This window comes from Lapillicoccus sp., assembly GCF_025353065.1.
In the GTDB taxonomy this organism is placed as follows: domain Bacteria; phylum Actinomycetota; class Actinomycetes; order Actinomycetales; family Dermatophilaceae; genus Lapillicoccus.
The window spans coordinates 20,245-39,248 of the sequence record NZ_JANXRJ010000322.1 but is presented as its reverse complement, the minus strand read 5'-3'; the positions used below and the strand labels follow the sequence as shown (position 1 = coordinate 39,248).

Annotated in this window: 15 protein-coding genes and 1 pseudogene; 13 read left to right on the top strand and 3 right to left on the bottom strand. The window is 71.7% G+C overall.

The features are described 5' to 3' along the window. Positions 1 to 30: 30 nt before the first annotated feature. Positions 31 to 1,455, top strand: a complete 1,425-nt coding sequence (locus Q0R63_RS23600) for an amidase (RefSeq protein WP_295702686.1) — start codon at positions 31 to 33, stop codon at positions 1,453 to 1,455. Between the two features lie 139 nt (positions 1,456 to 1,594). Here the strand turns inward: Q0R63_RS23600 and Q0R63_RS23595 are convergent, their stop codons facing one another. Next, entirely contained in the window at positions 1,595 to 2,038 is a 444-nt protein-coding gene (locus tag Q0R63_RS23595; protein ID WP_295702684.1) for a hypothetical protein, read from the bottom strand. 92 nt (positions 2,039 to 2,130) lie between these two features. Here Q0R63_RS23595 and Q0R63_RS23590 point away from each other — a divergent pair, with 92 nt between their 5' ends. The 12 genes from Q0R63_RS23590 to Q0R63_RS23535 all read left to right on the top strand — a co-directional run bounded on the left by Q0R63_RS23590 (position 2,131) and on the right by Q0R63_RS23535 (position 14,758). Next, positions 2,131 to 2,565, top strand: coding sequence for a nitroreductase family deazaflavin-dependent oxidoreductase (locus Q0R63_RS23590; RefSeq protein WP_295702683.1), 435 nt, complete (start codon positions 2,131 to 2,133; stop codon positions 2,563 to 2,565). A 185-nt stretch (positions 2,566 to 2,750) separates the two neighbouring features. Then, a complete protein-coding gene (locus tag Q0R63_RS23585) occupies positions 2,751 to 3,692 on the top strand; it encodes a sugar ABC transporter permease (RefSeq protein ID WP_295702681.1) in 942 nt (313 codons plus the stop codon). Continuing rightward, positions 3,692 to 4,525 carry a carbohydrate ABC transporter permease gene (locus Q0R63_RS23580; protein ID WP_295702679.1) on the top strand — a complete coding sequence of 278 codons (834 nt, stop codon included), beginning with the start codon at positions 3,692 to 3,694 and terminating at the stop codon, positions 4,523 to 4,525. The genes Q0R63_RS23585 and Q0R63_RS23580 overlap by 1 nt, the downstream gene beginning before the upstream one ends. 70 nt (positions 4,526 to 4,595) lie before the next feature. Continuing rightward, positions 4,596 to 5,900 carry an extracellular solute-binding protein gene (locus tag Q0R63_RS23575; RefSeq protein ID WP_295702678.1) on the top strand — a complete coding sequence of 435 codons (1,305 nt, stop codon included), beginning with the start codon at positions 4,596 to 4,598 and terminating at the stop codon, positions 5,898 to 5,900. A gap of 58 nt (positions 5,901 to 5,958) precedes the next feature. Beyond that, complete coding sequence (locus Q0R63_RS23570) at positions 5,959 to 7,122, top strand: ADP-ribosylglycohydrolase family protein (RefSeq protein ID WP_295702676.1); 1,164 nt, start codon at positions 5,959 to 5,961, stop codon at positions 7,120 to 7,122. Further along, positions 7,119 to 8,513 carry an ADP-ribosylglycohydrolase family protein gene (locus Q0R63_RS23565; RefSeq protein WP_295702674.1) on the top strand — a complete coding sequence of 465 codons (1,395 nt, stop codon included), beginning with the start codon at positions 7,119 to 7,121 and terminating at the stop codon, positions 8,511 to 8,513. The genes Q0R63_RS23570 and Q0R63_RS23565 overlap by 4 nt, the downstream gene beginning before the upstream one ends. Then, positions 8,510 to 9,610 carry a LacI family DNA-binding transcriptional regulator gene (locus tag Q0R63_RS23560; protein WP_295702672.1) on the top strand — a complete coding sequence of 367 codons (1,101 nt, stop codon included), beginning with the start codon at positions 8,510 to 8,512 and terminating at the stop codon, positions 9,608 to 9,610. The genes Q0R63_RS23565 and Q0R63_RS23560 overlap by 4 nt, the downstream gene beginning before the upstream one ends. Further along, the gene (locus Q0R63_RS23555; protein WP_295702670.1) at positions 9,607 to 10,650 is read left to right on the top strand and encodes a ribokinase; all 1,044 of its coding nucleotides are present in this window, start codon (positions 9,607 to 9,609) and stop codon (positions 10,648 to 10,650) included. Before Q0R63_RS23560 ends, Q0R63_RS23555 begins: the two co-directional genes overlap by 4 nt. Next, a complete protein-coding gene (locus tag Q0R63_RS23550; protein ID WP_295702668.1) occupies positions 10,643 to 11,737 on the top strand; it encodes a hypothetical protein in 1,095 nt (364 codons plus the stop codon). Before Q0R63_RS23555 ends, Q0R63_RS23550 begins: the two co-directional genes overlap by 8 nt. Beyond that, entirely contained in the window at positions 11,731 to 12,660 is a 930-nt protein-coding gene (locus Q0R63_RS23545; protein WP_295702666.1) for an SUMF1/EgtB/PvdO family nonheme iron enzyme, read from the top strand. The genes Q0R63_RS23550 and Q0R63_RS23545 overlap by 7 nt, the downstream gene beginning before the upstream one ends. After that, positions 12,657 to 13,853, top strand: a complete 1,197-nt coding sequence (locus Q0R63_RS23540) for a CoA transferase (protein WP_295702664.1) — start codon at positions 12,657 to 12,659, stop codon at positions 13,851 to 13,853. The genes Q0R63_RS23545 and Q0R63_RS23540 overlap by 4 nt, the downstream gene beginning before the upstream one ends. A gap of 2 nt (positions 13,854 to 13,855) precedes the next feature. Then, a complete protein-coding gene (locus tag Q0R63_RS23535; RefSeq protein WP_295702662.1) occupies positions 13,856 to 14,758 on the top strand; it encodes a CoA ester lyase in 903 nt (300 codons plus the stop codon). A 16-nt stretch (positions 14,759 to 14,774) separates the two neighbouring features. On the opposite strand, the gene Q0R63_RS23530 is transcribed toward Q0R63_RS23535, so the two are convergent. Next, positions 14,775 to 15,302, bottom strand: a complete 528-nt coding sequence (locus Q0R63_RS23530) for a hypothetical protein (protein WP_295702660.1) — start codon at positions 15,300 to 15,302, stop codon at positions 14,775 to 14,777. Continuing rightward, positions 15,302 to 19,000 (bottom strand): annotated as a pseudogene (locus Q0R63_RS24705) (Ig-like domain-containing protein); the annotation flags it as partial. The gene Q0R63_RS23530 and the pseudogene Q0R63_RS24705, both read right to left, overlap by 1 nt. Positions 19,001 to 19,004 lie beyond the last annotated feature (4 nt).

Sequence of the window (19,004 nt, the reverse complement as noted above, 5' to 3'; positions counted from 1 at the left end):
TGTCAAGGTTCGAGCAGCAGGAGGCAGCACATGTCGTCGGACGCGATCGAGCTGGCTCGTCTTTCGGGCACCGAGCTGCGGACGCGGTATGCCGCCCGGTCGCTGTCGCCGGTCGAGGTGCTCACCGCGGTGACCCAGGTCGCCGACCAGCGCGAGCCGGAGCTCAACGCCTACTGGGTGCGCTCCACCGAGACGGCCCTGCTCGAGGCCCGCGCCAGCGAGCGGCGGTGGGCCGAGGGGGAGCCGCTCGGGCCCATCGACGGCATACCAGTCACCCTCAAGGAGAACATCGCCCGAGCCGGTGTGCCCATGCCGGCGGGACACGCCGGCGCCGAACCCGTTGTGCCCCGACACAACTCCCCCATCGCCGATCGGATCAGCGAGTCGGGCGGGGTCGTCGTGGGGTCCACGGTGATGCCCGACTGGGGCATGCTCTCGTCGGGCGTCTCGAGCCGGCACGGGATCACCCGCAGCCCCTGGGACCCGCGGTGGACCACCGGCGGGTCGTCGGCGGGCGCCGGCGCCGCGGCTGCTGCGGGCTACGCGCCGCTCCACGTCGGCACGGACATCGGCGGCTCGATCCGGCTGCCCGGCACCTGGCTCGGGCTCGCCACCCTCAAGCCGAGTGCCGGCCGGGTGCCGCTCGAGGCGCCCTATCTCGGCCGGGTCGCCGGGCCGCTCGCGCGCACCGTCGACGACGCCACCCTCCTGATGTCGGTCATCGCACGACCCGACCCGCGCGACTGGACGGCGCTCCCGTCCGAAGCGCTCGACCTCACGCTCGGTCGCGTCCCCGACGTCTCCGCGCTGCGGGTCGGCATCCTCCTCGATGCCGGGTGCGGGATGCCGGTCAACCCCGAGGTGGCGTCGGCAGTGGGTCAGGTCGCCGACGCCTTCGCCTCGGCCGGCGCCCGGATCGAGCCGATGTCTCCGTTCATGACCCCTTCCCTCCTCGCGGACCTCGACCTCTTCTGGCGGGTGCGTTCGTGGGGCGACTTCACCGCCCTCAAACCGGAGGGGCAGTCCCGAGTGCTGCCCTTCATCCAGCGCTGGGTGCGCGGCGGGGCCGACGCCACGGGCGCCGACGTCATGCGGTGCTATCAGCAGATCATGGAGATCCAGCGGCTCACCGTGGCGGCCACCGAGGTCCACGACATCGTGATCAGCCCCGTCGCCCCCGACGTGGCCTTCCCGGCCGAGTGGCCGATGCCGTTCGGCGAGAACGACCGGGGGATGGCGCACATCGGCTTCACCGCGCCCTACAACCTGTCGGGCCAGCCGGCCGCGACGGTCAACTGCGGCTTCACGTCCGACGGCAAGCCGATCGGCGTCCAGATCGGTGGACGCCGCTTCGACGACGTCGGGGTGCTGCAGGTGGCCCGGTGGTACGAGTCGGTCCGACCGGCGGCGGCCACCCCCCGGTGGCCCATCGGCACCCGGGCCGAGGTGGCCTGAGGTGACCGTCCCGGCGGCGGTCGGCCCGGTCCGACCCGGGCGCGGGCCAGCCACAACTCCCTGGTCCAGGTCTGCGATGCAGCTCGACGAGGCCGACCACGTTTGCCTGCGCGCCCTGGTGGACTGACCACAGCCCGGATCAGGCCGGCCGGCGCTGCCTCGTGTCGGCCGGGTCGACCACCTCGCGGACGGTGTGCCGGGTGACGACGAAGAGCCCGAGCAGGTCGATCCCGGCCTCGCGGCAGCCGCGGATCGCCACCTCGTGCCACTCCCGGTCACCGTCCGTGAGGAAGGCCCCCCTCGGGCGAGCCACGGCGAGGATCAGCGACGACCCCAGCCCGTGACCCACGAGCTCCGTGAACCGCTCCACCACGAGCTGCTTGTCCACGAGGGGCACCGGGTCCGCGTCCATCGTCACCACCACCGGCTGCAGCAGCCGGTGCTCGTCGTCGCACACCAGCACGGCCACCGCCCCGGCCCGCCGGTCGTCGTCCCGCACGAACAGGTCGACGACGTCGGCGGCGAGCCGCGGGTCGGTCAGGGGTCGGGACTTCCAGTCATCAGGCAGGTCGTCGAAGCTCATGCCCATCAGCCTGCCGTCTCCGGAGGGGTCCGATCCGGTTGTCCACAGGGACGTTCCGGGCATCCCCCGGGTCGACGTGGTCTCATTGGGGGATGAGCGCCGACGACGACTACGCCCCCAGCCCCGAGAAGTGGGTGCGTGACCACGTGGAGACCATCGAGCAGGCCGGCGACACCCGGGCGACCGACCTGCGCGGCCTGCCGATCATCGTCCTCACCATGCGGGGCGCGACGTCGGGCAAGATCCGCAAGGTGCCGCTCATGCGGGTCGAGCACGACGGCCGGTATGCCGCGGTCGCGAGCCAGGGCGGCGCCCCCGAGAACCCCAAGTGGTACGCCAACATCGTCGCCGACCCCGACATCGAGATCCAGGACGGCACCGACAAGGTCCCGGTGCGAGCCCGCGAGCTGACAGGTGAGGAACGCTACGAGTGGTGGCTGCGGGCCGTCGAGGCCTACCCGCCCTACGCCGACTACCAGGTGCGCACCCAACGCCAGATCCCGGTCTTCGTCCTCGAACCGCGCTGACCGACATCACGATTCGGCTTCCACTCCGGCGTGTCACCACGGCCCGCTCTGCTCCGGCAGGGCGGGCCTTGACATCTGCCGGGCAGCCGGACACACTTCTGGCGAGCAAACGGTAAACGTTTACAGAAGGTGCCCGCAACAGGATCCGGCACGAGCTCCCACGACGACGAACGGGGACACCGCCCATGGTGCAGCTGACGGCGAAGCCATCGCGGTCGGAGGCGGCGCGGCGGCGTCCCGTGAGATCCGGCCGGAGCCGGTCCAACCAGCGGCAGATGTGGCTGCTGCTCCTGCCCAGCCTCGTGCCTGTCGTGGTCTTCAGCGTCTACCCCCTGCTCAACGGGATCTGGCTCGGGTTCACCGACGCGAAGGCCGGCTACAACGTGCAGTTCCGGTTCAACGGGCTGGACAACTACACCAAGCTCCTGCAGGACGACCTCTTCTGGAACTCCTTCAAGATCGGGCTCATCTGGGCCTTCAGCGTGACCGCCCTGCAGTTCCTCCTCGCCCTCGGGCTGGCGATGCTCCTCAGTGCCGGTCTGCGGTTCCAGTGGCTCGTCCGCCCGCTGGCGCTCGTGCCGTGGGCCATGCCGTCGGTCATCGTCGCGATCCTCTGGAAGCTCGTCTACAACCCCGACGCCGGCATCCTCAACGCCGCCCTCAAGAGCCTCCACGTCATCAGCACCGACATCAACTGGCTCGGCGACTTCGAGCTCGCCCTCCCCGCCGTCATCGTCGTCGGGGTGTGGGCCGGTATGCCGCAGACGACGATCGCCCTCCTCGCCGGCCTGCAGAACACCCCGGACGAGCTCCACGAGGCCGCGAAGCTCGACGGGGCCAACGCCTGGCAGCGCTTCCTCGCCGTCACGTGGCCGGCGATCCGTCCGGTCGCGATCGCCATCTCCTCCCTCGACTTCGTCTGGAACTTCAACTCCTTCGGCCTGGTCTACGTCCTCACCGAGGGAGGCCCCGGTGGTCGCACCCTGCTGCCGATGCTCTTCGCCTACCAACGGGCTTTCGGCAACGGCGAGTTCGGCTACGCCTCGGCCCTCGGCAACGCGATGGTCATCGTCATCATGCTGATCATGGGGCTCTACCTGCGGCGCCAGCTGCGCGAAGCGATCTGATGCGCACCAGCCCCGCCACCCGCACCGCGCAGTATGCCGCGATGCTGCTCTACGTCGTCTTCCTCGGCTTCCCGCTGCTCTGGCTGGTCTCCACCGCGTTCAAGTCGGCTCCGGAGCTCAGTCGGCTCAATCCCACCCTGCTGCCCACCGACTGGACGATCGGTAACTTCCAGGCCGCCTTCCAGCAGTCGCAGCTGCTCTCGGCGCTGCGCAACTCGCTCGTCGTCGCCGTCGCGACGGCGGTGATCACGACCGTCATCGCCCTTCCCGCGGCATACGCCCTCTCCCGCTACAAGAGCGTCGTGCGCAACGTCGGGATCGGCTGGATTCTCGTCAGCCAGGTCTTCCCCTTCATCCTCATCGTCATCCCCGTCTTCATCGTGCTGCGCAACCTCGGGCTGCTCGACACCCTGGTCGGGTTGGTTCTGGTCTACGTCGTCTGGGCGCTGCCCTTCACGCTGTGGATGCTCCAGGGCTACGTCGCCGCGATCCCCCGCGACCTCGAGGAGGCGGCCGCCACGGACGGGGCCAGCAAGCCCGTCGTCCTGCGGCGGATCATCTTCCCGCTGCTGGTGCCCGGCCTCGTCGCGACCTCGATGTTCGCCTTCATCTCGGCCTGGAACGAGTTCTTCTTCGCCCTGGTCATCATCCAGGACCCCGCGCTCCAGACGGCGCCGCTGCTGCTCGCCCGCTACGTCGGCGCGGAGGGGTCGGTCAACCTCGGGCCGCTCGCCGCTACCGCCCTGATCACCACCCTGCCGAGCCTGATCGTCTTCGGGATCATCCAGCGCAAGCTCGTGTCCGGCATGCTGTCGGGCTCGGTCAAGGGCTGACCTCGCCCCGTCGGCCGGGCCTTCGCCGGCCCCCTCGAAAACTCACGCACCATCTCCGAAAGGACCGCTCGTGAACCGCCGTCTCACCGTCACCGTCACCTCCGTCGCCGCGCTCACTCTCGTTGGCACCCTCTCCGGCTGCATCAGCGGCACGGGCGGACCGTCAACCGGGGCGCAACAGACCAGCGGCGGGAAGGTCACCATCTCCTTCTCCAGCTACGCCTTCCAGGACCTCACGGTCAAGGCGACCCAGGAGATCGTGGACTCCTGGAACGCGGCCAACCCGGACATCCACGTGAACTACCAGAAGATCGACCCCAACTCGGTGCACGACAAGCTCGTCACGCAGTTCGCGGGCAACTCGGCGCCGGACGTCATCCACGACGAGGCGGCCGACATCGCCGGCTTCAGCCGACAGGGCTACCTGGCCGACCTCACCGCACTGCTCCCGGCCGACCTCAAGGCGGACGTGCCCGCGTCGGTGTGGAAGTCGGTGACCATCGACAACAAGATCGCGGGCGTGCCGACGATCGCCCAGGTCTACAACCTCTTCGCCAACACCGGCTCCCTCAAGGCGGCCGGCATCACTCCCCCGACGGCCGCTTCGCCCTGGACCTGGGACGACCTCGCGAGCAACGCCAAGAAGCTGACGACCGGTGGCGACGTCTATGGCCTCGCCTGGGGCCTGAAGAACCCCACCGCCGGCCTGATGTCCTCGGGCCTCGCATTCGACGGGACCTTCTTCTCCGGCGACGAGGCCAAGCCGACGATCTCGGTGACCGCCAAGGAGCTCGAGGTCCCGGGTCGCCTCAAGGCGATGCTCGACGCCAAGGTGATGGCCCCTACCTCGGTCTCCCAGGGCGGCAGCGACGTCCTGCCCGGATTCTTCGCCGGGAAGTATGGCCTGATCATGGCCGGCAACTACGTCGAGACGCAGATCGAGCAGAAGGCACCGGCCGGCTTCAGCTGGACCATGCTGCCGCTGCTCAAGGGCCTGAACCAGAACCAGGCCGCCGGCCCCCAGACCCTGAGCATCGCCCGGCAGAGCACCCATCAGGCCGAGTCGATGAAGTTCATCGCCTACTACCTCAAGGCGGAGAACCTCGCCAAGATCGCCGAGGGCGACGCCCTCATCCCCGTCACGACCTCGGCGGCCGCCATCGTGAAGAAGGACCTGGCCGGCAAGCACGGCTGGGACGCCATCCTCGACTCCGGCCCCTCACTCGTCGACGCCCCCTGGGCCAAGGCCGACAAGTTCCCCCAGTGGAAGACCGAGACGGCCACCCCCGCCTACCAGGAGTTCCTCGCCGGCAAGATCGACGCGACGACGCTGTCCAAGCGCCTGACCGACGGCTGGGCCAAGGCCAACGGATGAGGACAGGGCAGAGCCCGACGAGCGCCCGGCAGGATCTGATGAGCACGGGCAGGACCCGATGAGCGCACTCGAGGACAAGGCGATCGGCGCGCTCGCGGGCGCGGCGGTCGGCGACGCGATCGGCGGGGCGACCGAGGGCCGCAGCGCTGCCGAGATCCTCGAGCGCTACGACGGCTACGTCGAGGGCATCGTCGACTACTTCATGCCCGACTGGCGGACGGCCAAGCCGATGTCGCCATATCACAAGGGTGACGGCCACGTCACCGACGACACCTTGATGACCAACCTGCTGGTCGCGGTCTACGCGAAGAACCGGCGCCATCTCACCGCGTTCGACATGGCCGACGACCTCGTGCCGCTGATGATGAACCAGGTCACCTGGATCCCCGAGCTGGAGCGCGAGACCGTCCCGCTGCTGCGGGTGTTCCTCGCCGAGAAGTGGCTCGTGACCCGGCTCCACTACGGGCACGTCGACCCCCGGGAGGCCGGCGTGGGCAACGTCGTCAACTGCGGCGCCGCCATGTACATGGCGCCGGTGGGGATCGCCAACGCCGGTGACCCCCAGGGGGCCTATGCCGAGGCGATCGACATGACCGGGGCGCACCAGTCGAGCTACGGGCGTGAGGCCGCAGCGGTCTTCGCCGCGGCGGTCGCCGCCGCGATGGCGCCGGACGCCACCGTCGATGCCGTCCTGACGGCGGCCTCGTCCCTCGCTCACGACGGCACCCGGGACGCGATCGACGCGGTCCTCGCTGCGGCCGTCCCCGGCGCCGACTGGCGCGAGGCGATCCCGGTCCTGCGTGCCGCCGTGACGCCGTTCGACTCGGTCGGCGAGGTCTACCGTCAACCGGCACAGGACTCCCGGCGGCCGAGCCGGCTGCGCTCCATCGAGGAGCTGCCCGTTGCGCTCGGCTTCCTGAGGGTGACGCAGGGGGACGTGCGCGGGTCCGTCCTCGGCGCGACGAACTACGGACGGGACTCGGACTCCATCGCGACGATGGGTGGCGCCATCGCCGGCGCGCTCGGTGGGGAGTCCGCCGTGCCCGCCGAGTGGGTCGAGAGGGTGGGGACCGCCTCGCGTCTCGACCTGCGCTCCGGTGGCCTGACAATGGCTGCGGTGACGCAGGAGATCTTCGCGGCCGACGAGGCCGCCTTCATCCGTCGTCGCCGCTCCGTGGAGAGCCTCCTCTCGACGCCGATGCCAGCGACCCGGGGGGCGTGACGCCGCCGATGCGACTGACCTGGGTCCAGCCCGAGGACCTCGTCCGCCACGAGCTGTGGCAGGCCACCCGAGAAGGACGCGATCCCGTTGCGCTGCAGCGGATCCAGAGCACGTGGGTCGCTGCCGGCGGGGTCGCGGACCCGCCCAGCGGTGGGGCGTCGCCCGAGGTGGCGACCCCCGCGCAGCGCGCGCTCGCCGGGACGCTGTTGCTCGAGCTCGACGACCTGCCCGATCCCGGTGCGGCCGACGAACCCAGCGACTGGGACGACATCGTCTCCGTCATGTCTGGTGTCCGCGGCAGCACGAGCGGTGGCGGCGCGGCATACGGACCGGAGCTCGGTATGCGGCTGCGGTCCGCCTGGCTCGGCCGAGCCGTGGGGTGCGTCCTCGGCAAACCGGTGGAGAAGATCCCCCGCGCCGGCATCGAGGAGATCCTCCGGTCGACGGGTCGGTGGCCGCTCGAGCGCTGGTTCACGGCAGTCGGTCTCGATCCGGAGGTGTCGGCACGGTGGCCGTGGAACCGGGCCAGCCGCCCGACCAGCCTCGAGGAGAACATCCACGGCGCACCGGAGGACGACGACCTCAACTACACGATCATGGCGCTGCGGGTCCTCGAGCAGCACGGCGCCGACTTCACCTCCGACGACGTCGCTCAGGGCTGGCTGCTCGACCTGCCGGCCGGACGGTCCTTCACGGCCGAGCGGATCGCCTACCGCAACCTCCTGGACGGCCTCTCGCCTCCCCGGAGCGCGCGGGTGCGCAACCCCTTCCGGGAGTGGATCGGTGCCCAGATCCGCACCGACCTCTACGGCTGGGTCAGCCCCGGAGACCCGCTCCGGGCGGCCGAGTGGGCCTGGCGGGACGCGGCCGTCAGCCACACCCGCAACGGCCTCTATGGCGCGATGTTCGTCGCCGCGATGGCGTCCGAGGCGGTGACGGGCTCCGGCATCGAGGCAGTGCTCGACGTGGGCGCGTCCGTGGTGCCCCCGCAGAGCCGGATGGCGTCGGCGATCCGCCGGGGCCGCGAGCTCGCCCTGACGACAACGGAACCCACCGAAGCGTATGCCGCGCTCGAAGCCGACTACGCCGGCATGCACTGGGTGCACAGCCTCAACAACACCGCGCTCGTCGCCTACGCCCTGAGTGCGGGTGCGGGTGACTTCGACCGCTCCGTCTGCCTCGCCGTCATGGGTGGCTGGGACACGGACTCCAACGGCGCGACCGTCGGAGCCGTCGCCGGCGCCGTCGCCGGACCGGAGGGCATCGCCGCCCGGTGGAGCGACCCACTGCACGACCGGCTCTCCACCTCCATCCCCGGCGCCGACGGATCCTCGTTCGGTGACCTGGCCGCCCGGACCCTCGCGGTCGCCGCGCGGGTGCGCGCCCGATGAGCGGCCGCCCGACGATCGTCGAGGTGGCGGCGCAGGCCGGGGTGTCCATCGCCTCGGTGTCGCGGGTGCTCAACGGGAAGTCCGCCAGGTCCGAGACGCAGCAACGTGTGCGTGCCGCCGTCACCGATCTCGGCTATGTCCCGCACGCCACCGGTCGCGCCCTCAAGCTCGGGTCGACGCTCCAGGTCGCCTTCGCCGTCGACGACGTCGGCAACCCCGTCTACACCGAGATGATGCAGGGGGTCGAGGACGGCCTGTCGGGTTCTGGCGGAAGGCTGCTCGTCGCATCCACGGGCCACGACCCCACCGATCTGCTGGCGCTCGTCCACAGTCTGTCTCGCGGTTACGCCGACGCCCTGATCATCAGTCCGTTGCGGCGCTCCCCCGAGCTCGTCGCCGCGCTGGTCGCCCTCCCCGTCCCCGTGGTGGTCATCGGACAGCTCGGGGACGAGGTGCCCCTCGACGTCGTCCGCACCGACTCGCGCGCCGGCGTCATCCTGGCGCACAGGCACCTGCTCGAGAGCGGTCGGCGGCGCATCGCCTTCGTCAACGGTCCTCCGGACACCGCGCCGGGGCAGGCCCGGCTCGAGGGCTTCCAGGAGGCCTGTGCCGCAGCCGGGCTCGCGGGTCGGATCATCCAGGCCGACGGGTTCACCGTCACCGCCGGCGAGGCGGCCTGGTCCCAGGTGGAGTCGATCAGTCCCCGCGGCCGACCCGACGCGGTCATCGCGGCCAACGACCTGCTCGCCTTCGGCGTGATGCGCGGTGCCGCCAGCGCCGGCCGACGGGTGCCGCGGCAGCTCGCTGTCGTCGGCATCGACGACACCCAGTTCGCCCGGGTCTTCAGCCCGTCGCTCAGCTCGGTGTCGCTCGGCGCCCGCGAACGCGGTCGGATCGCGGCCCGGCTGCTCCTCGACCGGATCGCCGCCCCCGGCATCCCCTTCCGCACCGAGCGGGTGGCCCCCCGGCTCGTCGTCCGCGAGTCCAGCGCGCCACTCGTCGCGCTCGCGCCCCGCCCCGGTGTCCCCAGCCGTCCGCGCACCCCCCGCCACCCGAGCATCGCCAGCAGCACCAGCAACCGATCGAGGACGTCGTGACCGACCAGCCCGACCAGCCCGACCAGCCCGACCAGCCCAGCGACAGCGACACGGGTGAACCGATGCGGAGCCGGCCCACCTTCGCGGCCTCCGTCGTCGTCGTCGGGAGCGTCAACATGGACATCGCCGTGACCTGCGAACGGCTCCCCCGGCCCGGGGAGACGCTGCTCGCCCGGTCCCTGTCCCGGAGCGGAGGCGGCAAGGGAGCCAACCAGGCGGTGGGCGCCGCCCGGGCAGGAGGGGCCCGGACCTCGATGGTCGGCGCGGTGGGCGACGACGGCGACGGGGCGACCCTGCTCGCCGACCTGGTCGCCGATGGCATCGACGTCAGCGCCGTGTCCCGACGCGGGGACCTGCCCACGGGGACCGCCCTCATCACGATCGACGCCCACGCGGAGAACACGATCATCGTGGCCGCCGGTGCCAATGCTTCCGTCGAGCTCGGTCCCGAGGCGATGGCCGCGATCGGCGCCGCGGACGTGGTGCTCTCCCAGCTGGAGATCCCGCAGGACGTCGTCGCGGCCGCCGCGAGGTCGCGACGGCCCGGGGCGCTGTTCGTGCTCAACGCCGCCCCCTCCGCGCCGCTGCAGGACGATCTCGTCGGCGAGATCGACCTCCTCGTCGTCAACGAGCACGAGGCCGTCGACCTCGCCGGTGGCTCCGAGGACGGCCTCGAGGCCGCCCTGACCCACCTCACGGACCGGTTCCCCGCGGTGCTGGTCACCCTCGGCGCCAGGGGTGCACGCCTGCTGCGCAAGGGAGCCGCGGACGTCGTGGTCCCCGCGCCCCGCGTCACGGCTATCGACACGGTCGCTGCCGGGGACACCTTCTGCGGCGTGCTGGCCGCGTGGCTCGCCCACGGTGCGTCAGAGGTCGCGGCGATGCGGGCCGCGAGCGCCGCGGCCTCGCTCGCGGTCCAGCGGCACGGTGCCCAGTCGTCGGTGCCCACCCGCAGCGAGACGCTCCAGCAGGTGCGTCAGGTGTATGCCGCGGAGCCTGCCGCCCCGTCCGACCGGTCGGAGCCACCCGCTCGTGGATGACGACCTCGACCCGCTCGTGCCGCGTCTGCTCGACCTGCCGCAGCCGGTGCCGCTCGACCCTCATGCCGACCTCGCCGGTCTCGACGACGCCAAGATCATCGCGGCCCCGGACGACCCTGCGGAGTGGCCGGCGTGGCGGGCCCAGCTCGGCCGCTGGCGGGCCGAGGTGCGGGTGCGCCACCACCTCGACCCCGGCATCTACGAGCGGCCCGACCTCGCCTGGGCGTCGGCCTGCTATGTCGTCAGCCAGGTCTGGCTGTGGGACGAGCTGCTCTACGACGCCAGCACCCACACCTTCACGCCCGAGCGCCTCGTCGCCGACGGTCGGACGCGGTTCGGCGGCTTCGACGGGATCGTCCTCTGGCACGGCTATCCCGTCCTCGGCCTCGACGACCGCAACCAGTGGGACTTCTACCGCGACGTCGCCGGTCTCGACCGGCTCGTCGACGACCTCCATGCCCTCGGCGTCAAGGTCTTCGTCGACTACAACCCCTGGGACACGGGGACCGCGAGGGCGGGTCCCGATGGGACCGAGCTCGCGGCCCTCGTGGCCGACCTCGGGATCGACGGCGTCTTCCTCGACACCCTCAAGGAGGGTGGCAGCACCCTCCTCGAGTGCTTGGCCTCGGCCCGACCCGGAGTCGCCGTGGAGGGGGAGTCCACCGTCCCGATCCCCCGACTCGTCGACCATCCGCTCTCGTGGGCGCAGTGGTTCGCGGACTCTCCCGTCCCGGGTGTCGTGCGCTCGCACCTCGCCGACCGGCGGCACCTCATGCACCACGTGCGCCGGTGGCACCGCACCCACCACGAGGAGCTGCAGTCGGCCTGGGTCAACGGGATCGGCGTCATGGTGTGGGAGGTCGTCTTCGGTGTCTGGGTCGGCTGGAACGACCGGGACGCGCACACCCTGCGGCGGATGGTCGCGGCGCAGCGGGCCCTCCACGATCTCCTCACCCGCGGGGAGTGGACCCCTCTCGTCGACCTGGGGCCGGTGGCGCAGGCGGCGGGGTGTTCGGGTCACGGTTCACCTCCGGTGGTCAGCGGCTCGACGCACTCATCAACCGGAGCGAGGTCGACCGGGTGGTGACCATCGCGGTCGACGGTGACGACACGGCATACGACGTGGGGGCAGGGGTCAAGGCCGCTCGGCCGACCCGCGGCCAGCACGTCGAGGTCGTGGTCCCCGCCCACGGGATCGGTGGGCTGTGGACGGTCGCGGGTGCGCACGACGCCTCGTGGCTCACGCAGGAGCCGTCCACCCGGCTGTCGTCCGCCTTCCCCCATCGCCGCGCCCGGCGGGTCGTGCCGGCCCCCTCGACGGCGCGGCCCGATCGGTCCCACGTCGTCGTGCCCGCCGGCGAGCACGTCCTCACGGTGCGCTACCGCTGTCGCGAGGTGGGCATGTATGCCGGTGCGCCGTTCGTCGACGAGTGGAAGCCGTTGCCTCCACGCCTGCACGACCTGCGCACCCTCGAACGCGACGTCGTCCTCGAGCGGCCGGTAGCCGTCGCCGTCCGGGAGGTCAGTGAGCAGGAGTTCGCCGCCTTCATCGCCGCGACCGGTCACGCACCGGCCGTCCCCGGTGGCCGCACGCCGGCCTGGATCCACGGCGACGGCACCGACTCCGAACGACCTGTCACCGAGGTCGACCTCGCCGACGCCCGCGCGTATGCCGCCTGGGTGGGGGGCCGGCTCCCGACCGAGGACGAGTGGCAGCTCGCGGTCGAGGGCGGGGGGACGCGGCGCCTCACCCCATGGGTCTGGAATCTCACCGAGAGCGAGCACTCCGACGGTAGAACGCGCTTCGTCATGCTCAAGGGTGGCGCGGACCACGCCAGCACGGGATCGTCGTGGTACTTCGACGGTGGTCGGCGCACGCCCGACTTCACCGCGAAGTACCTCGTGCCCGGTTTCGGCCTGGCTCGCTCGACGACCGTGGGGTTCCGGCTCGCCTGGGACCTGCCGGACCCGGCCGGCGCGCCGGAGACCGCTCCGGAGACCGCTCCGTGACCGGGGCCCTGGCCGACCTGCTGGTCGTCGACGCCTCGACCCTGTTCGCCGGGCCGATGACCGCGATGCACCTCGGCGACCTCGGCGCCGACGTCGTCAAGGTCGAGCACCCACGTCGCCCGGATCCCGCCCGTGGCCACGGACCCGAGAAGGACGGCCACAACCTCTGGTCGAAGACGCTCGGCCGCAACAAGCGCACCGTGCAGCTCGACCTCTCGTCGGTCGGCGGCGCGCACGCCTTCCGTCGGCTGGCGACGACGGCCGACGTCGTCGTGGAGAACTTCCGCCCCGACACTCTCGAGCGGTGGGGCCTCGACTACGCGACCCTCTCCGCCGACAACCCCGGGCTCGTCCTCGCGCGGGTGACGGGATTCGGGCAGGTCGGCCCCTACCGCCGGCGCCCGGGGTTCGGCACGCTCGCCGAGGCGATGAGCGGTTTCGCCGCCGCCACCGGTGACCCGAGCGGTCCGCCGATGCTGCCCCCCTTCGGCCTGGCTGACGGAATCGCCTCTCTCGCAACCGCGTTCGCCGTGACCTCGGCGCTCCACCAACGCGCGTCGACCGGTCGCGGACAAGTCATCGACGTCGCCATCGTTGAACCCATCATGGCGATGCTCGGACCACAGATCACCCAGTGGGACCAGCTGCACACCCTCCAGCCGAGACTCGGCAACCGGTCGGTCAACAACGCCCCCCGCAACACCTACCGCACCCGCGACGACCAGTGGGTGGCCGTCTCGACGAGCTCCCAGAGCATCGCCGAGCGCGTCATGGGACTCGTCGGGCGACCCGACCTCGTGACCGAGCCGTGGTTCGCCTCGGGTCATACCCGCGCCGAGCACGCCGACGAGCTCGACGATGCCGTCGGCGGCTGGATCGGGCAGCACACCCGGGACGAGGTGCTCGAGGAGTTCGAGCGGGCCGAGGCCGCCGTCGCGCCGGTCTACACGGCCGCGGACATCGTCGCCGACCCGCAGCTCCAGGCGATCGGGACCGTCCGACGCGTCCACGACGAGGAGCTGGGGGAGATCGCGATGCAGGGCGCGCTCTTCCGGATGTCCGAGGGGGATGCCCCCACCCGGTTCACCGGCCGGCCCCCCGGCGCCGACACCACCGCCGTCCTCCGGGAGCTCGGCTACGACGAGGCCCAGCTCGACGCCCTCGCCGCTGACGGCGCCATCGGAGGTCGGTAGCCGTGCTGTCGGAGGAGGAGCTGCCCCCGAGGAAGCGGCGTCCGCCGTTGACCTGGCTCTACGTCCCGGCCGACCGTCCCGACCGGGTGCTGAAGGCGATGGCGTCAAGCGCCGACGTCGTCATCGTCGACCTCGAGGACGCCGTGGCCGTCAGGTCCAAGGACCGGGCCCGGGACGCCGCGGCGACGGCGCTCGAGGGTCGCGACCAGGGGCCGGTCGACGGGAGACCGCCCGTGGCGAGGCAGCTGCCGGTGCAGGTGCGGGTGAACCACCCCCGCTCATCCTGGGGGTCGCAGGACCTCGCGATGGTGCGCGGCCTCCCGGAGTGGGTCGGTGTCCGGCTCCCCAAGTGCGAGTCCCCCGACGAGGTGGTGGAGGTGGCTCACCTCGTCGGCCCCCGACCGCTCCACCTGCTCGTCGAGTCGGCGCTCGGGGTCGAACGAGCGTTCGCGCTGGCCGGTTCCCACCCCCGAGTCGCCTCGATCGGACTCGGGGAGGCCGACCTGCGCGCCGACCTCGGCGTGACCGGGGACGAGGGGCTGCTCTGGAGTCGCGGCCGACTGGTCTCGGCGTCCGTCGCCGCGGGGCTCGGGCCGCCGTCGATGTCCGTCCATCCCGACATCCGTGACGTCGCAGGCCTGCTCGCCTCCTGCCGGGTGGGCCGGGCCCTCGGGTTCCTCGGCAGGACCGCGATCCACCCCGACCAGCTCGACCCGATCCGGGAGGCGTTCGCGCCGACCGCACCGGAGCTGGCGCGGGCCCGCGAGATGCTCGCCGCGGCCGCGGCGGGTGCGGCACGGGGTGTCGGGGCCCTGGTGCTGGCCGACGGGCGGTTCGTCGACGAGGCCGTCGTCCGTCAGGCCCGCCGGGTCGTCGCCCTCGTCGATGACCCCGCGGACGGCTGAGGCGTCACCCTGGAGGTCAGGCGGGTGTCTGCGACAGACCTCGGAGGACGCACTGGGTGCCCTTCGGCGGGTTGAAGGTCGTCGTCGCCGACCAGGCAGCACTCTCGCCCGCTGCGACCTTCACGTCGGTCCTGGCGTAGTCGATCGTCCGGGAGTACTGGTCGGTGAAGAAGACGAGGATGTGGTAGGTCTTCGCGGCTGAGCTGGTGTTCTTGGCCGTCCCCGTCCCGGCCCAGCCCTGGCTGGCGGCCTTGCAGCCCGTCATCGCGATCGTCTTGCGCAGGGCCGGGACCTCGACGATCTGCTTGTCCGCGGGGATCTGCCGCTGCGGTTTCGTGGGGGCGATCGCGGCCGCCACGATCGGCGCCGTCAGAGCGGTCGTGGCCGACGGGGTGGAGGGCGCGGCGCTCCCACCCCCGCTGCACGAGGACACCCCGATGGCCACCGCGAACCCTGCGGCGAGGATCACGCCCCGCCGCGGCCCGGACCGTCCTCTACCGACCGGCTGCCGGCCGCCGACGGTCATCCGATGGATCGTCGTCATCAGTTCTCCTCCTCGGTGCGGGGCAACAGGTCGCCCGATTGTCCCAGCGTGCTCGCGCGACGGGGGCGCCGCCGTCCTCCGGTGATGAGCAGCGCCCCGAGCGCCAGGATCACGAGGGCGATCGCCAGGGTCGAGCTGATCGGCGATCCGGTCTTCGGGAGCGGACCGGACCCGACCGGGGTTCCCGGAACCGTTTGCACCGGGGCCGGCGACCCGGGCGTCGATGGAGCCGTGACCGTCAGGCTGACGACCGCGGTGGTGCAGACCGGTTCGGGGGTGGACGTGTCGCAGATCCGGTAGGTGTAGCTGTCGGGTCCGACGTATCCCGGGTCGGCCGTGTAGGTGATCGCCCCGTTGGCGGCATCGACCGTGGTCGTGCCGTGCTGCGGTGCCACGACGACGACGACCGAGGTCGGGTCGAGCGGGGCGCCTCCCGGGGTGACCCCGGCGGTGGGGATGACGGGCGTGACGACCGTCCCGTTCGGGGCGATGGTCACCGCGCCACCTCGTGCGGTCACGGTGTTGGGCACGGAGACCGTGACGGTGCCGGTCCCACAGATCGGGGTCGGGCTCGTGTCGCACACCTGGTAGGTGAAGGTGTCGGTGCCCGACGTCCCCGCACGCGGCGTGTAGGTGATCGTGCCGTCGCCGTTGACCACGACCGTGCCCTTGGTCGGACCCGTGACCACCGTCGGGAGGCCCAGAGGCCGGCCCGTGTTGGACGAGTCGTTCCCGAGCACCGCGATGATGACGGGGGTCACGGGCTTGGTGGTGGCGGAGTCGTTGCCGACCGTGACCGTCGGCGCGGCCGCGACCGTCACCGAGACGGTCGCCGTCGCACAGACCGGTGTCGGGGTCGAGGTGTCGCACACCCGGTAGGTGTAGGTGTCCGTCCCGGCATACCCGGCGTTGGGTGTGTAGGTGATGTCGCCCGTGGCCGGGTCGACCGTGGTCCGACCGTGAGCCGGTGCCGTGACGACCGTGACCGACGAGGGCGCAAGAGGTGCGCCGTTCGTCGAGACCGTGTCGTTGGCCAGGACCGCGGTCGTGACCGGCGTCCCGCTCGCCGTGCTCGCCGTGTCGTTCGTCGTGGTGACGACGTTCGTCACGCTGACCGTCACGGTGGCCGTGCTGCAGCTCGGTGTCGGGGTAGAGGTGTCGCACACCTGGTAGGTGTAGGAGTCCGTCCCCGAGGTGCCCGCACGAGGCGTGTAGGTGATGGTGCCGTCCCCGTTGACGACCACGGTGCCCTTGGTGGGCGCCGTGACGATGGTGGGGTTGGCCAGCGGGACCGCGCTCGTGTCGTTCGCCTCGACGTTCGTCGTGACGGCGGTCCCGGGCGTCGTGCTGGCCGTGTCGTCGAGGGCGCGGACGACGTTGCCGGCCACCGTCACGGTCACGGTCGCGTTGTCGCACACGGGGGTCGGCGTGGACCCGTCGCACACCGTGTAGGTGTAGCTGTCGGTGCCGCTGAACCCGACGTTCGGGGTGTAGGTGATCGCGCCGGTCGTCGTGTTGACGGCCGTGGTGCCGTTGGTCGGGCCGGTGGTCACCTTGACCGAGGCCGGGTCGAGCGGTGCACCGTGGGCGCTCACCGTGTCGTTGGCGAGGACGCTGGTGACGACCGGCGTGTTGTAGGCCGCCGACGCCCTGTCGTCGTTGGCCGTCGCGGTGTTGACCACCGAGATGGTCACGGTCGTGATGCCGCACACCGGCGTCGGCGACGAGGTGTCACAGACCCGGTAGGCGTAGGAGTCCGTCCCCGAGGTCCCGTCGGCCGGCGTGTAGGTGATGGTGCCGTCGGGGTTGACGGTAGCGGTGCCCTTGGCGGGCCCCGCCTGGATCGTCGGGTTGGCCAGGGGCTGACCGGTCGAGGTGCTGTCGTTGGCCCGGACGGCGGTCGTGACCGGGTTGCCGGGCGTCGTGGACGCGGCGTCGGGGTTCGCCGAGACCGTGTCGGTGCCGACCGCGACCCTGACGACGGCCGTGGCGCACACCGGGGTCGGCGTGGAGCCGTCACAGACCCGGTAGGTGTAGCTGTCCGGTCCGCTGTAACCGAGCGCGGGGGTGTAGGTCACCGCGCCCGTGCCCGCGTTCACCGAGGTCGTCCCGTGTGCCGGGGCAACCGTGACGGTGACCGAGGCCGGGTTGAGAGGAGCCCCACCCGGGCTCACCGTGTCGTTGCCGAGCACCGGGGTGGTGACCGCGGTGTTCTGGGGCGTCGACGCGTTGTCGGGGGTCGCCGTCACGGTGTTGGCCACCGAGACGGTGACCGTCGCCGTGCCGCACACCGCCGGGACGCCGGTGTCGCACACCTGGTAGGTGTACGAGTCGGTGCCCGAGGTGCCGGGGGTCGGGGTGTAGGTGATCGATCCGTCGGCGTTGACGACCGCGGTGCCCTTGGTGGGCGCGGTGACGATGGTCGGGTTGGCCAGGGGCTGACCGGACGACGAGGAGTCGTTGGCCCGGACGTTGGTCGTGACCGGGTTGCCGGGCGTCGTGGAGTCGGTGTCCGGACCGGCCGTGACCACACCGCCGTTGACGGTGACGCTGACGGTGCCGGTGCCGCATACGGGCGTCGGCGTCGACCGGTCGCACACCTGGTAGGTGTAGCTGTCCCGACCGCTGTATCCCGCTGTGGGCGTGTAGGTGATGGTGCCGTCCGCGTTCACGACGGTGGTCCCGTGTGCCGGGTTGCCCGTGACCGCCACCGAGGCGGGGTTGAGGGGCGCGCCGTTGGCGCTGACCGTGTCGTTGGCCAGGACCGGGGTCGTCACGAAACCGTTCTGCGTGACGGTCGTCGGGTCCGGGTTGGCAGTGACCTTGTTGGTCACGCCGACCGTGACCGTGGCGGTGCCGCAGACCGGCGGTGTCCCGGTGTCGCACACCCGGTAGGTGAAGGTGTCCGTGCCCGAGGTGCCGTTGGTCGGCGTGTAGGTGATCGTGCCGTCCGGGTTCACCGTCGCGGTGCCCTTGGTCGGAGCGGTCGTCACCGTCGGCGTGCCGAGCGGCTGACCGGAGCTCGACGAGTCGTTCGCCCTGACGTTGACGATGACCGGGTTGCCGGGGGTCGTCGACGCGGAGTCGTTGCCGGCCACCACCGAGTTGGAGCCGACCGATACCGTCACCGCGGCGCTGGAGCACGAGGGCGTCGGCGTGGAGCTGTCGCAGACGCGGTAGGTGTAGGTGTCGGTGCCGCTGTAGCCGGCGGCCGGCGTGTAGGTCACGGAGCCGTCCGGGTTGGCGGCCGCCGTGCCGTGGGTCGGCGCGACCGTGATGGTGACGGACGCCGGGTTGAGCGGCGAGCCACCGGCGCTGATCGTGTCGTTCGCCGTCACCGGCGTGGTCACCGCGGTGTTCTGTGCCGTGGTCGCGGCATCGGGGTTGGCCGTGACCGTGTTGGCGACGCTCACCGTGACGGTGCCCCTCCCGCAGACGGCCGGGGTGCCGGTGTCACACACCTGGTAGGTGTAGGTGTCGGTGCCCGAGGTGCCTGGTCGCGGCGTGTAGGTGATGGTGCCGTCCGCGTTGACCACGGCGGTGCCCTTGGTCGGCGTCGTGCCGATCGTCGGCTGCGCGAGCGGCTGGCCCGAGGACGTCGAGTCGTTGGCGCGGACGTCGGTGGTCACCGCGTTGCCGGGCGCCGTCGACGCCGCGTCAGGCCGGACCGTGAGCCCGTCGGCCCGGACGGTCACGGAGACC

Coding starts and splice junctions, on each gene's coding strand:
- Q0R63_RS23600 (WP_295702686.1), top strand. CDS start 31: ATGTCGTCGGACGCGATCGAGCTGGCTCGTCTTTCGGGCACCGAGCTG.
- Q0R63_RS23595 (WP_295702684.1), bottom strand. CDS start 2,038: ATGAGCTTCGACGACCTGCCTGATGACTGGAAGTCCCGACCCCTGACC.
- Q0R63_RS23590 (WP_295702683.1), top strand. CDS start 2,131: ATGAGCGCCGACGACGACTACGCCCCCAGCCCCGAGAAGTGGGTGCGT.
- Q0R63_RS23585 (WP_295702681.1), top strand. CDS start 2,751: ATGGTGCAGCTGACGGCGAAGCCATCGCGGTCGGAGGCGGCGCGGCGG.
- Q0R63_RS23580 (WP_295702679.1), top strand. CDS start 3,692: ATGCGCACCAGCCCCGCCACCCGCACCGCGCAGTATGCCGCGATGCTG.
- Q0R63_RS23570 (WP_295702676.1), top strand. CDS start 5,959: ATGAGCGCACTCGAGGACAAGGCGATCGGCGCGCTCGCGGGCGCGGCG.
- Q0R63_RS23560 (WP_295702672.1), top strand. CDS start 8,510: ATGAGCGGCCGCCCGACGATCGTCGAGGTGGCGGCGCAGGCCGGGGTG.
- Q0R63_RS23530 (WP_295702660.1), bottom strand. CDS start 15,302: ATGACGACGATCCATCGGATGACCGTCGGCGGCCGGCAGCCGGTCGGT.